Consider the following 16,192-nt stretch of genomic DNA (forward strand, 5'->3'; position numbering starts at 1 on the left):
CTGTGCCCCAGAACAGACCCAGCGCCCATAAAAAACCTCGCCTCCCTGTTACAGGAGGCGAGGTTTTTTATAGCGCGGCCTTAAACGGCGTTAGGCGACTTGGGACGGCGTACATCAGGCTGCTTCCACGACTCTGCCGCCGATTCGTCAATGGCTTGCTGAATAGCCTTTTTACGATGCTCCTCCGCACGACGGCTGAAGAACCACACCATAAAGGTCACCAGCGACACCGCCAGCAAAATCAAGCTGGCCACGGCGTTGATCTCGGGCTTAACCCCCAGACGTACCGCCGAGAACACTTCCATCGGCAAGGTCGTGGAACCCGGCCCGGACACGAAGCTGGCCAGGACCAGGTCATCCAGTGACAAGGCAAACGACATCATGGCGCCCGCCGCCAGCGACGGCGCAATCATGGGGATGGTGATCAGAAAGAACACTTTCCACGGTTTGGCACCCAGATCCATCGCGGCTTCTTCGATCGACAAATCCAGCTCACGCAGGCGCGATGACACCACCACGGCCACATAGGCCGAGCAGAACGTGGTGTGGGCGATCCAGATGGTGACAATGCCGCGCTCTTGCGGCCAACCAATCATTTGCGCCATCGCGACAAACAGCAGCAGCAATGACAGACCGGTGATCACTTCAGGCATGACCAGCGGTGCGGTCACCAGACCGCCAAACAGGGTGCGGCCCTTGAAGTGGCTGATACGCGTCAGCACGAAGGCGGCCAACGTGCCCAGCGCGACCGCTGCAATCGCCGTGTACAAGGCGATTTCCAGCGAGCGCATCACCGAACCCATCAACTGCGTGTTGTCCAGCAAGCCGGTGTACCACTTCAGCGACCAGCCGCCCCATACCGTCACCAGTTTGGAGGCGTTGAACGAGTAGATCACCAGAATCAACATCGGCAGGTAGATGAACAGCAACCCGACGACCAACATGAAGCTCGAAAAACGGACGCGATTCATATCTTGCCCTCCAGCTCTTTAGCCTGGCTGCGGTTGAACAGGATGATGGGCACGATCAGGATCGCCAGCATGACCACGGCAAGCGCAGACGCTACCGGCCAGTCACGGTTGTTGAAGAACTCTTGCCACAACACTTTACCGATCATCAGGGTTTCGGGGCCGCCCAGCAGTTCCGGGATCACGAACTCACCCACCACCGGGATAAACACCAGCATGCAGCCCGCGATAATGCCGTTTTTGGACAGCGGAACGGTGATCTTCCAGAAGCTGTTGATGGTGCTTGAACCCAGGTCAGACGCGGCCTCCAGCAAGCTGTGGTCGTGCTTCACCAGGTTGGCGTACAACGGCAGGATCATGAACGGCAGGTACGAATAGACGATGCCGATGTAGACCGCAATGTTGGTGTTGAGGATCTGCAACGGTTCGCTGATCCAGCCCATCGACATCAAAAAGCCGTTGAGCAGCCCATTGTTGCTGAGGATGCCCATCCACGCGTACACGCGGATCAGGATCGCCGTCCAGGTCGGCATCATGATCAGCAGCACCAGCACGGTCTGCATCTCTTTGCGCGCATTGGCAATGGCGTAAGCCATTGGATAGCCGATCAGCAGGCATAACGCCGTGCTGAAAAAGGCCATCTTCAACGAGCCAAGGTAGGCAGCGATATACAGCTCATCGTCGCCCAACATGGCGTAGTTGCCCAGGTTCAGCAGGATTTGGATCTTTTGGTCGATGTAGCTGTAGATCTCGGTGTACGGCGGGATCGCGACGTCGGCTTCAGCAAAGCTGATTTTCAGGACGATGAAAAACGGCAACATGAAGAACAAAAACAGCCACAGGAATGGAATCCCGATCACCGCATGGCGGCCCTTGGGGGTTATTCGTTGCAGACGGCGTTTAAGTTTTCGCATGTTCATGAGCGCAGTACCACGCCGCTGTCGTCTTCCCACCACACGTAGACTTCGTCGTCCCAGGTAGGACGCGCGCCACGGCGTTCGGCGTTGGCCACAAACGATTGCACCAGTTTGCCGCTCGGCAGCTCGACGTAGAACACCGAGTGGCCGCCCAGGTAGGCGATGTCATGCACCTTGCCGCGCGACCAGTTGTATTCGCAGGTCGGCTTCTCGGTGGTGACGAGCATTTTTTCCGGGCGAATCGCGTACGTGGTGTGCTTGTCTTCAACCGAGGTGCTGACGCCGTGACCGACATAAATGTCGTTCTCCAGCTCCGGGCAGTTGATGCGCGCATAGCCTTCCGCGTCGTCGACCACTTCACCCTCGAACAGGTTGACGTTACCGATGAACTCGCACACCAACCGGCTGACCGGGGTTTCGTAAATATCGATCGGGCTGCCGATTTGCGCGATCCAGCCCAAATGCATGATCGCAATGCGCTGGGCCATGGTCATGGCCTCTTCCTGGTCGTGGGTCACCATGACGCAGGTCACGCCCACGCGCTCGATGATTTCAACCAGTTCGAGCTGCATTTGCGAACGCAGCTTTTTATCCAGCGCGCCCATCGGCTCGTCGAGCAGCAGCAGTTTCGGGCGTTTGGCCAACGAACGGGCCAGGGCCACACGCTGACGTTGACCACCGGACAATTGATGCGGCTTGCGCTTGGCGTACTGGCTCATGTGCACCAGCTTGAGCATTTCGTTCACGCGCGCATCAATCTCGGCGCCGGACATTTTGTCCTGCTTGAGGCCGAACGCGATGTTCTGCGCCACGGTCATGTGCGGAAACAAGGCGTAGGACTGGAACATCATGTTGATCGGCCGTTCGTACGGCGGCATATCAGTGATGTCTACACCGTCGAGGAAAATACGGCCCTCTGTTGGGCGCTCGAAACCGGCGAGCATGCGCAGCAAGGTGGATTTGCCCGATCCCGATCCGCCGAGCAAGGCGAAGATTTCGCCTTTGTTGATTTCCAGGGACACGTCGTCCACCGCAATCGTCTCGTCGAATTTTTTCGTGACCCGGTCGATTTTGACCAGCACCTGTTTAGGTGTCTGGTCGCCCTCGAGGGCTTTCTTATAGGCGCCGGAGGCAACAGCCATTACGAAACTCCCAACAAATTTAGCAGCCCGACTTCAATAGCCAGGCCTTGGATAGGCGGTCGCGGGGGTTATTTACCCGTTTTGACCTTGGTCCACGTGCGCGTCATCAGACGCTGCACTTTCGGGGGTAGTTCGGTGGAAACGTACGTTTTGTCCAGCACCGCCTGGGTTGGGTAAACCGCTTCGTCGGCACGAATGGACGCATCCATCACCTTGTCGGCGGCCGGGTTAGGGTTGGCATAGCCGACATAGTCACTGACCTGAGCGATCACTTCAGGCTTGAGCAAGTAGTTGATGAAGGTGTGAGCTTCTTTGACGTTGCCGGAATCTTTGGGGATCGCCAGCATGTCAAACCACAGGGCGCCGCCTTCCTTGGGCACGATGTAGGCGATGTTGACGCCTTTTTTGGCTTCTTCGGCACGCGCTTTTGCCTGGAACACATCGCCGGAGAAACCAATGGCGACACAGATGTTGCCGTTGGCCAGGTCGGAAATGTACTTGGAGGAATGGAAGTAGGTGACGTATGGACGCACCGACATCAGCACTTCTTCAGCTTTCTTGTAATCCTTGGGGTTGGTGCTGTTGGCATCCAGCCCCAGGTAGTTGAGTACGGTGGGCAGCATTTCATCTGCCGAGTCCAGAAAAGCAACGCCGCAACTTTGCAGCTTCTTCATGTTTTCGGGCTTGAACACCACGTCCCAGGAGTCGATGGTGTCGACGCCCAGCACTTCTTTGACCTTGTCCACGTTGTAACCAATGCCATTGGTGCCCCACAGGTACGGCACGGCATATTGGTTGCCCGGATCGTTGGCCTGAAGGCGCTTGAGCAGGGCCGGGTCAAGGTTGGAATAATTGGGCAGTTGCGCCAGATCGAGTTTCTGGAACGCGCCCGCTTTGATCTGCTTGCCCAGGAAGTGGTTAGACGGCACAACCACGTCATAACCGGTACGCCCGGCCAGCAGTTTACCTTCCAGCGTTTCGTTGGAATCGAAGACGTCATACACCGGTTTGATGCCCGTGGCCTTTTCAAAATCCACCAGCGTGGTCGGCGCGATGTAGTCCGACCAGTTGTAAATGTGCACGGTAGGTGCTGCTTGTACGCTGACGGCAAGCGTCAAACCAGCGCCGACCAGCAAGGTCCTGCGAAACAAAGATGTAGACACGTGATGGTCCTCAAAATAGTTGGGCCTGAGTTGCCCGCGTCACACGGCAGTAGAACCGCCAAAGACAAAACCGGCGCGCAACTTACCCTCGATAAACGTGCACAGCAAAGTTTTCTGCGATTTATTGCTGTAATGCCCTGATTTAGCGCTGATTTCACCCTAAACCGCAGGCTGCGATCTGTTGAACGTTTATAAAGATCGCAGCCTGTGACCGCTCCTACAGGGTGTCGAGTTACTTACCGGACTTGATTTTGGTCCAGCTACGCGTCAGCAGGCGCAAGGTGGTAGGCGGCAAGTCACTGATCGCATACAGCTTGGCTTTCACTTCGTCGGACGGGTAGATGCTCGGGTCGCCCGAGATGTCTTTATTCACCAGCGGCGTTGCAGCCTTGTTACCGTTGGGGAAGCGCACGCTGTTGGTGATTTCGGCCATCACCTCAGGCTGCATCAGGAAGTTCATGTAGGCGTAGGCGGCCTCAACGTTTTCGGCGTCTTTAGGGATGGCGACCATGTCATAGAAGCTGCCAGCACCTTCTTTCGGGATCACGTACTTGAGCTTGACCTTGTCGCCGGCTTCTTTAGCGCGGGAAATCGACTGTTCCAGGTCGCCCGAGTAGCCCACGGCGACGCAGATGTTGCCGTTGGCCAGGTCGGAGATGTACTTGGAGGAGTGGAAGTAACCCACCGAAGGACGGATTTTCAGGAACAGGTCCTCCGCTGCTTTCAAGTCATCCTTGTTGGTCGAGTTGGTGGGCTTGCCCAAGTAATGCAAGGCAGCCGGGATCATTTCGGTCGGCGAGTCCAGGAAGCTGATGCCACAGCTTTTCAGCTTGGCCGCGTTCTCGGGCTTGAACAGCACGTCCCATGAATCAATGGTGTCGACGCCCAGGGCCGCTTTGACCTTTTCAGGGTTGTAGCCGATGCCAATGGTGCCCCACATGTACGGGAACGCGTGTTTGTTATCCGGGTCGCTGGCATCGCCAACGGCCTTGAGCAACGCAGGGTCGAGGTTTTTCCAGAGGGGCAGCTTGGACTTGTCCAGCTCCTGGTAAACCCCGGCCTTGATCTGCTTGGCCAGAAAGTTGTTAGACGGCACGACGATGTCGTAGCCGGACTTGCCCGCCAGCAGCTTGGCCTCGAGGGTCTCGTTGCTGTCGAACACGTCGTACACCACTTTGATACCGGTCTGGTCTTCAAACTTTTTCACGGTATCGGGTGCGATGTAGTCGGACCAGTTGTAGATGTGCAGCACTTTGTCGGCTGCCTGCGCTGCCCCCGCCATCACACCCATCAAAGACAGGGCGAGAAGGGTCTTGCCAGCTTTTTTAAAACCTGATGCCTTCATCTGTAATGCTCCACTTATTCTTTTAAACCACCGATTCAGCGTCCTGAGATCAGGGTGACTAAAGCCGGCGGCTAGTCTGGCAAGTTCCGGGGCAGGCTTTCAAGGGAAGAGCCTTTATTCTTAAGGCTTAGAGCGTAATTACCTACGTAAAAGCGGTAGTTGTCTTACGCTCGGAGCCTTGCAGTTAACCTTGAAGCACTTCCAAGGTCAGATCCAGGCACTTGCGAGCCTTGGTTACCAGCTCATCGATCTCGTCTTTGCTGATCACCAGCGGGGGCGAAATGATCATGGTGTCGCCCACGGCGCGCATGATCAGGCCGTTATCAAAGCAGAACTGGCGGCAGATCATGCCAACCCCACGGCCTTCATAACGTTTGCGCGTGGCTTTGTCCTGTACCAGTTCAATGGCACCCAACATGCCAACGCCGCGCACTTCGCCCACCAACGGGTGATCGTTCAGTTCGCGTAAACGCTTTTGCAAATACGGTGCCGTTTCGGCCTGCACTTTTTCGATAATTTTTTCGTCGCGCAGGATGCGGATGTTTTCCAGCGCAACAGCTGCCGCTACGGGGTGACCGGAGTAGGTAAAGCCGTGGTTGAAATCGCCGCCTTCGTTCAGTACCGCCACCACTTCGTCGCGCACGATCAGACCACCCATCGGGATATAGCCCGAGGTCAGGCCCTTGGCGATGGTCATCATGTCGGGCTTGAGGCCGTAGAAATCGCTACCAAACCACTCACCTGTGCGGCCAAAACCGCAAATCACTTCATCGGCCACGAACAGAATGTCGTACTTGGCCAGAATCTCTTTGATGCGCGGCCAGTAGGTATCAGGTGGCACGATCACGCCGCCTGCGCCCTGAATCGGCTCGGCAATAAAGGCACCGACGTTATCGACGCCGATTTCGAGAATTTTTTCTTCCAGTTGATTGGCCGCCCAGATGCCGAACTCTTCCGGGGACATGTCACCGCCTTCACCGAACCAGTAAGGCTGCGGGATGTGCGTGATGCCCGGGATCGGCAAGTCGCCCTGTTCGTGCATATAGGTCATGCCGCCCAGGCTGGCACCGGCCACGGTCGAACCGTGATAGCCGTTTTTGCGGCTGATGATGGTTTTTTTGTTCGGTTGGCCTTTGATCGCCCAGTAGTGGCGAACCATGCGCAACATGGTGTCGTTGCCTTCGGAGCCGGAGCCGGTGAAGAACACGTGGTTCATGCCTTCAGGCGCAATCTGGGCAATGACTTTTGACAGCTCAAGCACCGGGGGGTGAGCGGTCATGAAAAACAGGTTGTAGTACGGCAATTCGCGCATTTGCTGACTGGCAGCGTCTGCCAGTTCATCGCGCCCGTAACCGATTGCTACACACCACAGGCCGGCCATGCCGTCGAGAATCTTGTGACCTTCGCTGTCCCACAAATACACGCCCTTGGCGTGAGTGATGATGCGTGGGCCAACTTCCTTCAATTGTTTGAAGTCACTGAACGGCGCCAGGTGGTGATCATTACTGAGGTTTTGCCATTCGCGGGTTTGCGGGTTCTTGTTAGTCATACGGCTTCTCCTTTATTCAGTGGGGAGCCGCGCTTCCCAAGCGCGGCTCCGGCGTGTCAGACGGCGAACAGCAGGAATTCCCGCTCCCACGAACTGATGACGCGCTTGAAGTTTTCGTGCTCGGCACGTTTCACCGCGACGTAGCCGGTGATGAACTTGGTGCCCAGGTACTTCTCGACGGTCTTGCTGTTTTCCATACGCTCCAGGGCATCTTCGATGGTCAGCGGCAAGCGCAGGTTGCGGCGTTCGTACCCGCGCCCCACCACCGGTGCACTCGGGTTGATGCCTTCAACCATGCCGATGTAGCCACACAGCAAGCTGGCCGCAATCGCCAGGTACGGGTTGGCGTCGGCGCCCGGCAAGCGGTTCTCGACGCGGCGGTTTTGTGGGCCGGCATCCGGCACACGCAAACCTACCGTACGGTTCTCTTCGCCCCACTCCACGTTTACCGGTGCCGAGGTATCAGGCAAGAAACGACGGAAGGAGTTCACGTTCGGTGCAAACAGCGGCAACAGCTCTGGAATGAACTTCTGCAAGCCGCCGATGTGATTGAGGAACAGCTGGCTCATACTGCCGTCTTCATTAGAAAAGACGTTTTTGCCGGTTTCGATGTCGATGATGCTCTGGTGCAAGTGCATGGCACTGCCAGGCTCGCCGGTCATGGGCTTGGCCATGAAGGTGGCGGCCACGTCGTGCTTGAGTGCGGCTTCGCGCATGGTGCGCTTGAACACCAGAATCTGGTCGGCCAGCGACAGCGCATCGCCGTGACGGAAGTTGATTTCCATCTGCGCGGTGCCGTCTTCGTGGATCAGTGTGTCCAGATCCAGCTCTTGCAGCTCGCACCAGTCGTAGACGTCTTCGAACAGCGGGTCGAATTCGTTGGCAGCTTCTATAGAGAAGGACTGGCGGCCAGTTTCGGGGCGACCGGAACGACCGACAGGCGGCTGCAACGGGTAGTCCGGGTCGTCGCTGCGCTTGGTCAGGTAGAACTCCATCTCTGGCGCCACGATCGGCTGCCAACCGTGGTCGGCATAGAGCTTGAGGACCTTTTTCAGCACGTTGCGCGGCGACAACTCAATCGGGTTGCCCTGTTTGTCGTACGTGTCGTGAATCACCTGAGCCGTAGGCTCAATTGCCCAAGGCACGAGAAATACGGCGTTCTGATCGGGACGGCAGACCATGTCAATGTCGGCCGGATCGAGGAGTTCGTAATAGATGTCGTCTTCGACATAGTCGCCCGTTACGGTTTGCAGCAATACGCTCTCGGGCAGGCGCATGCCTTTTTCGGCAATGAACTTGTTGGTCGGCGAAATCTTCCCGCGAGTAATCCCGGTAAGGTCGGCGATCATGCATTCGACTTCTGTGATCTTGTGGTCTTTCAACCAATCGGTGAGCTGGTCGAGGTTGTTACTCATAAATGCCTCTGGGCTGAGTGTCCTGACTTGAATTAGTCAGGCGTTTACTGACGCATCGGCGTCGCGTTGGGTTGCGCGCCTTCTACAGGCATCGCCAAATGCCTGAAAGATGGCGAGGTAAATCGGGTTAGAGCTTACCTGCCATTCGGGGTGCCACTGAACAGCTAAAGCAAAAGCCTTGCCGCCCTCGACCGAGACGGCCTCTACCAGGCCATCGGGTGCTGTAGCTTCCACCCGTAAACCGGGGGCCAAGCGATCAAGGCCCTGAGTGTGGATGGAGTTGACGTCGAACTCGGCAGGCAAGCCCAAGCCCGCCAATACGCCGCCGGGTTGAACGTGCATGGCGTGGCTGGGGGCGTACTGCACATCGACTGGCGCGCTCGGGTCTTCACGGTGCTCGATAAAGCCTTCGACTTCATGCAGTTTCTGGTGAAGCGATCCGCCGAGAGCTACATTCAATTCCTGAAAGCCACGGCAAATGCCGAGCACGGGAACGCCGGCAGCCAGTGCCGCGCGAATCAGGGGGAGTGTGGTGCGATCACGGTCAGCATCGTGCAGCGTGCCGGCCGCGCTGGCAGGACCGTTATACAAATGAGGTTCGATATTGGAAGGTGACCCGGTAAATAGCAGGCCGTCCAGACCGTCAAGAATATCGTTCGGATCAATCAGCTCCGCTAAAGACGGAACGATCAGAGGCAAGCCTTGGGCTGCCACCGCAACTGCTCGCACGTACTTGTCACCGGTGATGTGATAAGGATGCAAACCGATCTGCTTGGTGCAGGCGGTGACGCCGATTAACGGCAGGCGTGACATGTAACACCCCGGTATTATTGCTGTTATGGGTTTGAATCGAGCTTAGCCTTGTTCATTTTTTTACACAACACTCCCGTAAAAAATACAATACGGCCCGCTCAAGCCTGCGGGCGGCACGCTTTTTTTTAGGCATCAGACGCTCTAAAAAGCGTCAAAAATGCCCTTTAAGCGCTTTTTTAGGGCAAAAAATAGGCTGCTTGACTTCGGTATGCCGTTCGGGTTGACTGAAACCCGTAGCGCTCAATGATTGATATTTTTAACAACAAAGGTGTTGCATCATGTCGGTACCCCCGCGTGCCGTTCAGCTGAATGAAGCGAACGCGTTCCTTAAGGAACATCCTGAGGTTCTGTACGTTGACCTTCTAATTGCGGATATGAATGGTGTAGTGCGCGGTAAGCGCATTGAACGCACCAGCCTCCACAAGGTTTACGAGAAAGGCATCAACCTGCCAGCCTCTCTATTTGCTCTGGATATCAATGGCTCAACGGTGGAAAGCACCGGTCTGGGTCTGGACATCGGCGACGCAGACCGAATCTGTTATCCAATCCCTGACACCCTGTGCAACGAGCCGTGGCAAAAGCGCCCTACCGCGCAATTGCTGATGACCATGCACGAACTTGAAGGTGAACCTTTCTTCGCCGACCCGCGCGAAGTGCTGCGTCAAGTTGTTACTAAATTTGACGAGCTTGGCCTGACCATCTGCGCCGCTTTCGAACTTGAGTTCTACCTGATCGACCAGGAGAACGTGAACGGTCGCCCGCAACCTCCGCGCTCGCCGATCTCCGGCAAACGCCCGCACTCGACTCAGGTGTACCTGATCGACGACCTCGACGAATACGTCGATTGCCTCCAGGACATTCTGGAAGGTGCGAAAGAGCAAGGCATCCCGGCTGACGCTATCGTTAAAGAAAGTGCCCCGGCGCAGTTCGAAGTGAACCTGCACCACGTTGCCGACCCGATCAAGGCCTGCGACTACGCGGTACTGCTCAAACGCCTGATTAAAAACATCGCCTACGACCATGAGATGGATACCACGTTCATGGCCAAGCCTTACCCAGGCCAGGCGGGCAACGGACTACACGTACATATCTCGATTCTGGACAAAGAAGGCAAAAACATTTTTGCCAGCGAGGATCCCGAGCAGAACGCCGCATTGCGTCACGCGATCGGCGGTGTGCTGGAGACCCTACCGGCGCAGATGGCGTTCCTATGCCCTAACGTCAACTCGTACCGTCGTTTCGGTGCTCAGTTTTATGTGCCGAACTCGCCATGCTGGGGCCTGGATAACCGTACGGTGGCTATCCGCGTACCGACCGGTTCGTCTGATGCTGTGCGCATCGAACATCGGGTAGCCGGTGCCGATGCCAACCCGTATCTGTTGATGGCGTCTGTGTTGGCCGGTATTCACCACGGGCTGACCAACAAGATCGAGCCGGGTGCTCCGGTCGAAGGCAACAGCTACGAGCAGAACGAGCAAAGCCTGCCAAACAACCTGCGCGATGCACTGCGTGAGCTGGATGACAGCGAAGTCATGGCCAAATACATCGACCCTAAATACATCGATATCTTTGTGGCCTGTAAAGAGAGCGAGCTGGAAGAGTTTGAACACTCCATCTCCGACCTCGAATACAACTGGTACTTGCATACCGTGTAAACGATTGCTGCTCTAAAAAAACGCCGCTGGCCTTAAAGCCAGCGGCGTTTTTTTGTGGCTTTTTTCTTTCCTCTTTTACGTCGCTGTCCACAAGAACTCAGGAAAAAACCTACATATAAAAGTACTCCGAGCTCCCAAGATGATCGGCTTATTGAGCCACACGCAGGGTGCTCAGCCATCTTTACCGGACCGCACTTACATGCCTATCGCTAAAAAGCTCCCCTACACAAAACACCATCGCCTCGCGGCGGTCATTTTGTTGATTGGCATGTTTGTTTATCACAGCGCACTGTCTGAGGAGCAACCTTGGCACTTTACGACGCCTGCCAAGGCCGACGATTGCTCGCAGCAGTCCCCCGAAGGGGCGCCGTGCGGGTGTGGAGAGTTGCAGTCACCTATCAACATCAAGCATTCACTGCGCGCTCATCTGCCCGAACTGGTCACGCGATACAGTCCAGGGCCAGCAACGGTTAAGCACATTGGCCACACCCTGGAAGTCAGGACTGAAATGAAGGGACACCTCACATTGGGGGCCAAGTCCTACGATTTTGTGCAGTTGCATTTTCATCTGCCTGGAGTTGACCTCATAAAGGGTCGCAGCTACCCGCTGGTCGCGCATCTGGTGCATAGAAGTTCAACCGGCGAAGTGGCTGTGGTCGCCATCGTCTTCAAAAGAGGCCAGGAAAACGCCAATCTTGCACAGTTACTCGCCGTAATGCCGCGTCATAAGGGCGATGCATTTGTTTTGGGGAAATTCGATATCGCTCAACTGCTTCCACAACAGCGTAAGTACTACGCCTATAAAGAATCAATGTCCGCGCAGCCCGGCATTGAAGGCATTAACTGGCATATTCTCAAGACCCCGATGGAAGTATCGGATGCGCAACTGCACGCCTTCCAATTGATACTCCCTGCGCACAGGCGGCCGGCGCACCCTGCGCGCAACCGCTCGGTTCGGGTCGGTGGCTAACCGACTATCCGGCTCGTACAATGCCTGCTGCCCGCAGGAGAGACCCATGACGGCCCCCGTGACTTCACGCGCTACACCTCGCAAGGCCCGCGCACGCAGCCAGGCTCGAATCGACACCATATTGAACGCCGCCCGCACACTGCTGGCGACAGAAGGCGTGGCCAGTCTTTCGATTTACAGCGTGGCTGAGCGCGCAAAAATCCCACCCTCTTCGGTGTATCACTTCTTCAACAATGTGCCCGCCTTGCTTGAGGCGCTGACCGCAGACATACACGCCGCCTTCCGCGCTTGCCTGCAAGCACCTGTGGCACATCAGCACCTCAACAGCTGGCGAAACCTGGCGCGTCAGGCTGAGCAACGCATGCTAAGGATTTACAACGAGGATGGAGCTGCCAGGCAGCTGATTCTGGCCCAGCACGGCCTGACGGAAGTGACCCAGGCTGACCGTCAACACGATCTGGAGCTGGGCCAGCAATTGCAGGCATTGTTTTCACGCCACTTTGAACTGCCTGCCTTGCCCCATGACGTGGATGTTTTTGCGCTGGCAATGGAGCTGGGCGACCGGGTCTATGCGCGCTCCATTCAGCTTCACGCCAGCATTACCCCACGCATGGCCGAAGAAGGCATGCGGGTTTTCGAGGCTTATCTGGCCCTCTACTTACCGCCCTATTTACCTAAACGAGAAGTGCCTGCGCCGTGCGATCACTGATCGGGCGCGGGCTTTTTGAACACATAAAACAGATTCGGCTCACTGACCACGTAGACCGTGCCTTCATCGTCCATCGCAATGCCTTCGGCTTGCGGGACTGACTTCTTTAAGCCATGCCGACCTTTCTTCAACGACAAAGTACTGATCGGGCGCCCTTCGACGTCCAGTTCAATCAGCAACTTGGACTCATCCGACAACGCCAGTAAATGACCGCTGCGCTCATCGAACTGCAAACTCGACAAGTCACGTACGAATAATCGCGAATCACGCCGTGGATTATTCACCACGTGAGTCGCATACGGCTGTTGCGGGTTAGCTTGAGGAAAGCCGCGTACTTCATAAATCAGCATGGGATCACGTTCCTTGGCGACAAACAGCCGTTTGCCCGCCGAGTCATACGCCAGCCCTTCAAAGCCCTTGTTGCCCGACAGATTGATACCAAGGATCAATTGCTCTGCATCAGCGGCATCCAGGGAATGCGTAGCGTCATCTACATGCACTTTGATCAGTCGCTGCTGGCGCTCGTCGGTGATGACGTAGGTGTCGGGGCCAATGAACTCCACGGCCTCTGCATCACCAAACCCGATCAACGGGATACGGCGCAAAACCTTGCCGTCCAAGGAGAGTTCAATCAGCTCGGCTTTCTGGTTGGTGACTGTAAACAGGGTTTTTCGTAACGGATCGTAGGTGAGAGCAGACACATCATCCTCAAGCCCTTCGATTATCTGGCCTTGCAGCACAGCACGATACTCACCCAGGTTGATCGCGTTGGGGTCCATAGGCTCCCAGAGTTGGCGGGCATTGAACCAGGTGCGCTCGAACAAGCGGTAATGTTGTGCAGCAAACCCGCCTGCTACAAAAACCACGAGCAGCAGGCTAATGAAAAACACGGTCGAACGGCTGGCACGGCGCATGGGGGCATGACTCACAATCAGATCAGGCCGTGTAGATACCACGGCTGTATGAATTAAACCTTAATCCACAACACCCCCTCTGCGCCTTTAAGAACATTCCTACATTAGCCCCAGCTTATTTGGGTGCCTTCTCGAATCGATAAAACAGGTTCGGCTCACTCACCATGTACAACGTGCCGTGCTCATCAATGGCCACGCCTTCGGCACGAGGAATGGTGTTTTTAAGGCCATTGAAACCGCCCAGCAACGTCATAAAGCTGACTTGTTCGCCCAGTTCATCCAGTTCGAGCAACAGGTGCGAGTCTGCTGAGAGCACCAGGGTGTGGCCGGTGCGAGGATCAATGCTCAATGCCGAGAGGTTGCGCAGATCAAGCTCATCACTGGGCACTTTTTGTTTGTTACCCGTGAGAACCTGACTGCCATCACTCTTCCAGACAAACATGGCAGGTGGACGCTCTTCACCGAGTAATAATTGTTGGCGACGCGGGTCCCAGGCAATGGCTTCGAATGCTTTGTTCTGATCCTTGGAAACACCCAGGTTGTACTTGGGGAAATCGGCAATGTTCAAGCTTTTGGTGTTGGCATCGACCTTCACAATCGTCAACAAATGTTCACGTTCATCAACGATGGCCAACAGCCCGTTCTCCATGACTGTCAGACCTTCCGGGTTACTCCAGCCCACCAGAGGAATTTTGCGTAACACATCACCCTCAAGTGTCAGCTCGACCAGGAAAGGGTTTTTGCCCATGACCGAAAACAATGTTTTGCTGAGTGGGGAATACGCCAGATCGGAGGCTTCGTCCTTCTCCATGCCGGGCAAAGGCTTGGCATCGATGACCGCCGTGTAATCGGGCAGCCAGACGCTTTCGCTCTGCTCGCCGCTGCTTTCAAACCGCTCCAATACCCACAATGCACCCCGATCATCCCAGTGCATGACGGCCGCCACGCCGTAAAGCAATGCTGCCAACAATAAAAGCCAGTAATACCAGCGCAACGAGAAGCGAGAAGGTTGGCGGACAGATGGGGTCAGCAGAGGATCGGTGGCCATTGATGTGCTCTTCCAGAAAATTTTTGCTACGTCTGAGTAACACAAACAGGTTACGCAGGCTGCTCAGGCAAGAGGCATTATGCAGACTGAATGTGAAATTAATGGCAAAAGCGCCACGCGCAGCCCGCAAGACTAGAGGAAACCCGAAAAAAGCCAAATAATGGCACTGAGCCATGTGCCGCCAGCGTATTAAAGATGACAACCAGAACGCTATGCACCGAAAAATATAAATTTAACGTAGGAAACTTTTCCCCTCTACGTGACAACTTCTCTACGCTTACGCCGCCAGAAACTAGGCCACTCTAAATATATTGCACTTTGCACATCGACTTGCACCGCCCACCTATTTAATTAGGTGCAGGCATTGAGATAACAAATGTCGACCGGGATAATTATTTTCCGGTTCCACCGCCCGCCCGGTAGGATCTTTCTGAATAATAAGACGACATGTGTATTCACCAACTTCAAACTTGACACTCCTCCATCCAGCCTCTTATCTAATAAAACAGATCGGCCTACGCTCGAACTTACCGGCGCTGCACAAGCACCTGTATTGAGCGGACGGCATCGATCACGCGCACTCAGAGACGAAGGCGCCTAGCTCCTGACTTCCACTAGAGAACCGCCCGCTCTGGTGTGCGCGGCCATTTATTAAATTAATGATTTCGGAGTTCATATGCCTTTCACCTCGCACGCCAATAAACTCGCACCCCCCGCTCTTTATCAAACTAATAAGCCGCTGATTTGTGCCCGGGCCGCCGAGCAGCTATTTATTACCGTACCGCCCTACTTAGATATGGAAGAAGGTGACCTGATCGAATTGTTCTGGGACGGCTGCTATGTAACTTCACGGCAACTTGTGAAGTCTGATATCGGCCAACCCTGCCAGCTAAGAGTGCCCGAAAGTTTTATTCAAAATGGCTCGGCGCGACTCTATTACCGCGTGATGCATATCGGCAGCAGTCCTGCTCTTTCAGCCCAACTCAAGGTGTTGGTTAAACTTGATTGCCCCGGCGGCAAAGCCATCGGCGAAGAAAATCAAGGGCTTGCACCGGTGGGGATTCCAGGCCCCATCCAGCGGTATGGGGTCAATGCCAGCCAAATGAAACGCGGTGTGCCCCTGATCATTGAGCCCTACCCCAACATGGCAATCGACGATGCCATTACCTTGATGTGGGGGGATATACGCATGGACGTGCCCAAATTGCGCCGAGAGGACATCGGCAAGGCCGTCAACGTGTTCGTGCCGCCCGACATCATTCTGGAAGCCGGGGAAGACGCCAAACTGGAAGTCACCTACTGCGTCATTGACCGCGTCGGTAATAACTCACGTTGGGCGCCAGCACGCACGCTCAAGGTGGGTGCTAACAGGCGCTACGTAAACCCGTCGTCCAATGCGTTACTGCGCGTCGCTGAACCCAGGCCCAATTGGCGAGACTAGCCGTAACGGGCTGAAAGAAAGGTCTATTCATATTCCTAAAAGTTAGTTCTTTAAATTTTTATACTCGATTAGGGTATATAGACCGGACCACCGGACTCTCTAGCGTTTATTCGCGCCGCTTACACGGCGCTTCCCTGAGATGC

14 protein-coding genes are annotated in these 16,192 nt (G+C 55.5%); 4 read left to right on the top strand and 10 right to left on the bottom strand.

What is annotated here, in order from left to right:
- Positions 1-80: 80 nt before the first annotated feature.
- From GYN01_RS08950 to GYN01_RS08985, 8 genes are all read right to left on the bottom strand, one after another.
- On the bottom strand, positions 81-971 hold the full coding sequence (locus GYN01_RS08950; protein WP_048363992.1) for an ABC transporter permease subunit: 891 nt from the start codon (positions 969-971) through the stop codon (positions 81-83).
- Positions 968-1,888, bottom strand: a complete 921-nt coding sequence (locus tag GYN01_RS08955; RefSeq protein ID WP_048363991.1) for an ABC transporter permease subunit — start codon at positions 1,886-1,888, stop codon at positions 968-970. The genes GYN01_RS08950 and GYN01_RS08955 overlap by 4 nt, the downstream gene beginning before the upstream one ends.
- Positions 1,885-3,027 carry an ABC transporter ATP-binding protein gene (locus GYN01_RS08960; RefSeq protein WP_048363990.1) on the bottom strand — a complete coding sequence of 381 codons (1,143 nt, stop codon included), beginning with the start codon at positions 3,025-3,027 and terminating at the stop codon, positions 1,885-1,887. The genes GYN01_RS08955 and GYN01_RS08960 overlap by 4 nt, the downstream gene beginning before the upstream one ends.
- 68 nt (positions 3,028-3,095) lie before the next feature.
- Positions 3,096-4,190 carry a polyamine ABC transporter substrate-binding protein gene (locus GYN01_RS08965; protein WP_048363989.1) on the bottom strand — a complete coding sequence of 365 codons (1,095 nt, stop codon included), beginning with the start codon at positions 4,188-4,190 and terminating at the stop codon, positions 3,096-3,098.
- A gap of 232 nt (positions 4,191-4,422) precedes the next feature.
- Positions 4,423-5,535, bottom strand: a complete 1,113-nt coding sequence (locus GYN01_RS08970) for a polyamine ABC transporter substrate-binding protein (RefSeq protein WP_048363988.1) — start codon at positions 5,533-5,535, stop codon at positions 4,423-4,425.
- Between the two features lie 184 nt (positions 5,536-5,719).
- Positions 5,720-7,084 (bottom strand): aspartate aminotransferase family protein, encoded by a 1,365-nt coding sequence (locus GYN01_RS08975; RefSeq protein WP_048363987.1) that lies wholly within the window; start codon positions 7,082-7,084, stop codon positions 5,720-5,722.
- A 56-nt stretch (positions 7,085-7,140) separates the two neighbouring features.
- A complete protein-coding gene (locus GYN01_RS08980) occupies positions 7,141-8,499 on the bottom strand; it encodes a glutamine synthetase family protein (RefSeq protein WP_048363986.1) in 1,359 nt (452 codons plus the stop codon).
- A 36-nt stretch (positions 8,500-8,535) separates the two neighbouring features.
- A complete protein-coding gene (locus tag GYN01_RS08985; protein WP_203306913.1) occupies positions 8,536-9,312 on the bottom strand; it encodes a gamma-glutamyl-gamma-aminobutyrate hydrolase family protein in 777 nt (258 codons plus the stop codon).
- A 278-nt stretch (positions 9,313-9,590) separates the two neighbouring features.
- On the opposite strand from GYN01_RS08985, the gene GYN01_RS08990 reads away from it, so the two are divergent.
- The 3 genes from GYN01_RS08990 (at position 9,591) to GYN01_RS09000 (ending at position 12,646) form a co-directional block, all read left to right on the top strand.
- Positions 9,591-10,967, top strand: a complete 1,377-nt coding sequence (locus GYN01_RS08990) for a glutamine synthetase family protein (protein WP_048363984.1) — start codon at positions 9,591-9,593, stop codon at positions 10,965-10,967.
- Positions 10,968-11,166: 199 nt separating this feature from the next.
- Entirely contained in the window at positions 11,167-11,937 is a 771-nt protein-coding gene (locus GYN01_RS08995; protein ID WP_053221371.1) for a carbonic anhydrase family protein, read from the top strand.
- A gap of 58 nt (positions 11,938-11,995) precedes the next feature.
- Positions 11,996-12,646 (top strand): TetR family transcriptional regulator, encoded by a 651-nt coding sequence (locus GYN01_RS09000; RefSeq protein ID WP_203307023.1) that lies wholly within the window; start codon positions 11,996-11,998, stop codon positions 12,644-12,646.
- Here the strand turns inward: GYN01_RS09000 and GYN01_RS09005 are convergent.
- On the bottom strand, positions 12,640-13,560 hold the full coding sequence (locus GYN01_RS09005) for an SdiA-regulated domain-containing protein (protein ID WP_048402280.1): 921 nt from the start codon (positions 13,558-13,560) through the stop codon (positions 12,640-12,642). The two genes, GYN01_RS09000 and GYN01_RS09005, sit on opposite strands and share 7 nt — an antisense overlap.
- A 115-nt stretch (positions 13,561-13,675) precedes the next feature.
- Positions 13,676-14,608, bottom strand: a complete 933-nt coding sequence (locus GYN01_RS09010) for an SdiA-regulated domain-containing protein (protein WP_048363982.1) — start codon at positions 14,606-14,608, stop codon at positions 13,676-13,678.
- 676 nt (positions 14,609-15,284) lie between these two features.
- On the opposite strand from GYN01_RS09010, the gene GYN01_RS09015 reads away from it, so the two are divergent.
- On the top strand, positions 15,285-16,049 hold the full coding sequence (locus GYN01_RS09015; protein ID WP_048363981.1) for a hypothetical protein: 765 nt from the start codon (positions 15,285-15,287) through the stop codon (positions 16,047-16,049).
- Positions 16,050-16,192 lie beyond the last annotated feature (143 nt).

The organism is Pseudomonas weihenstephanensis (assembly GCF_016812185.1).
GTDB classification, from domain to species: Bacteria; Pseudomonadota; Gammaproteobacteria; order Pseudomonadales; family Pseudomonadaceae; genus Aquipseudomonas; species Aquipseudomonas weihenstephanensis.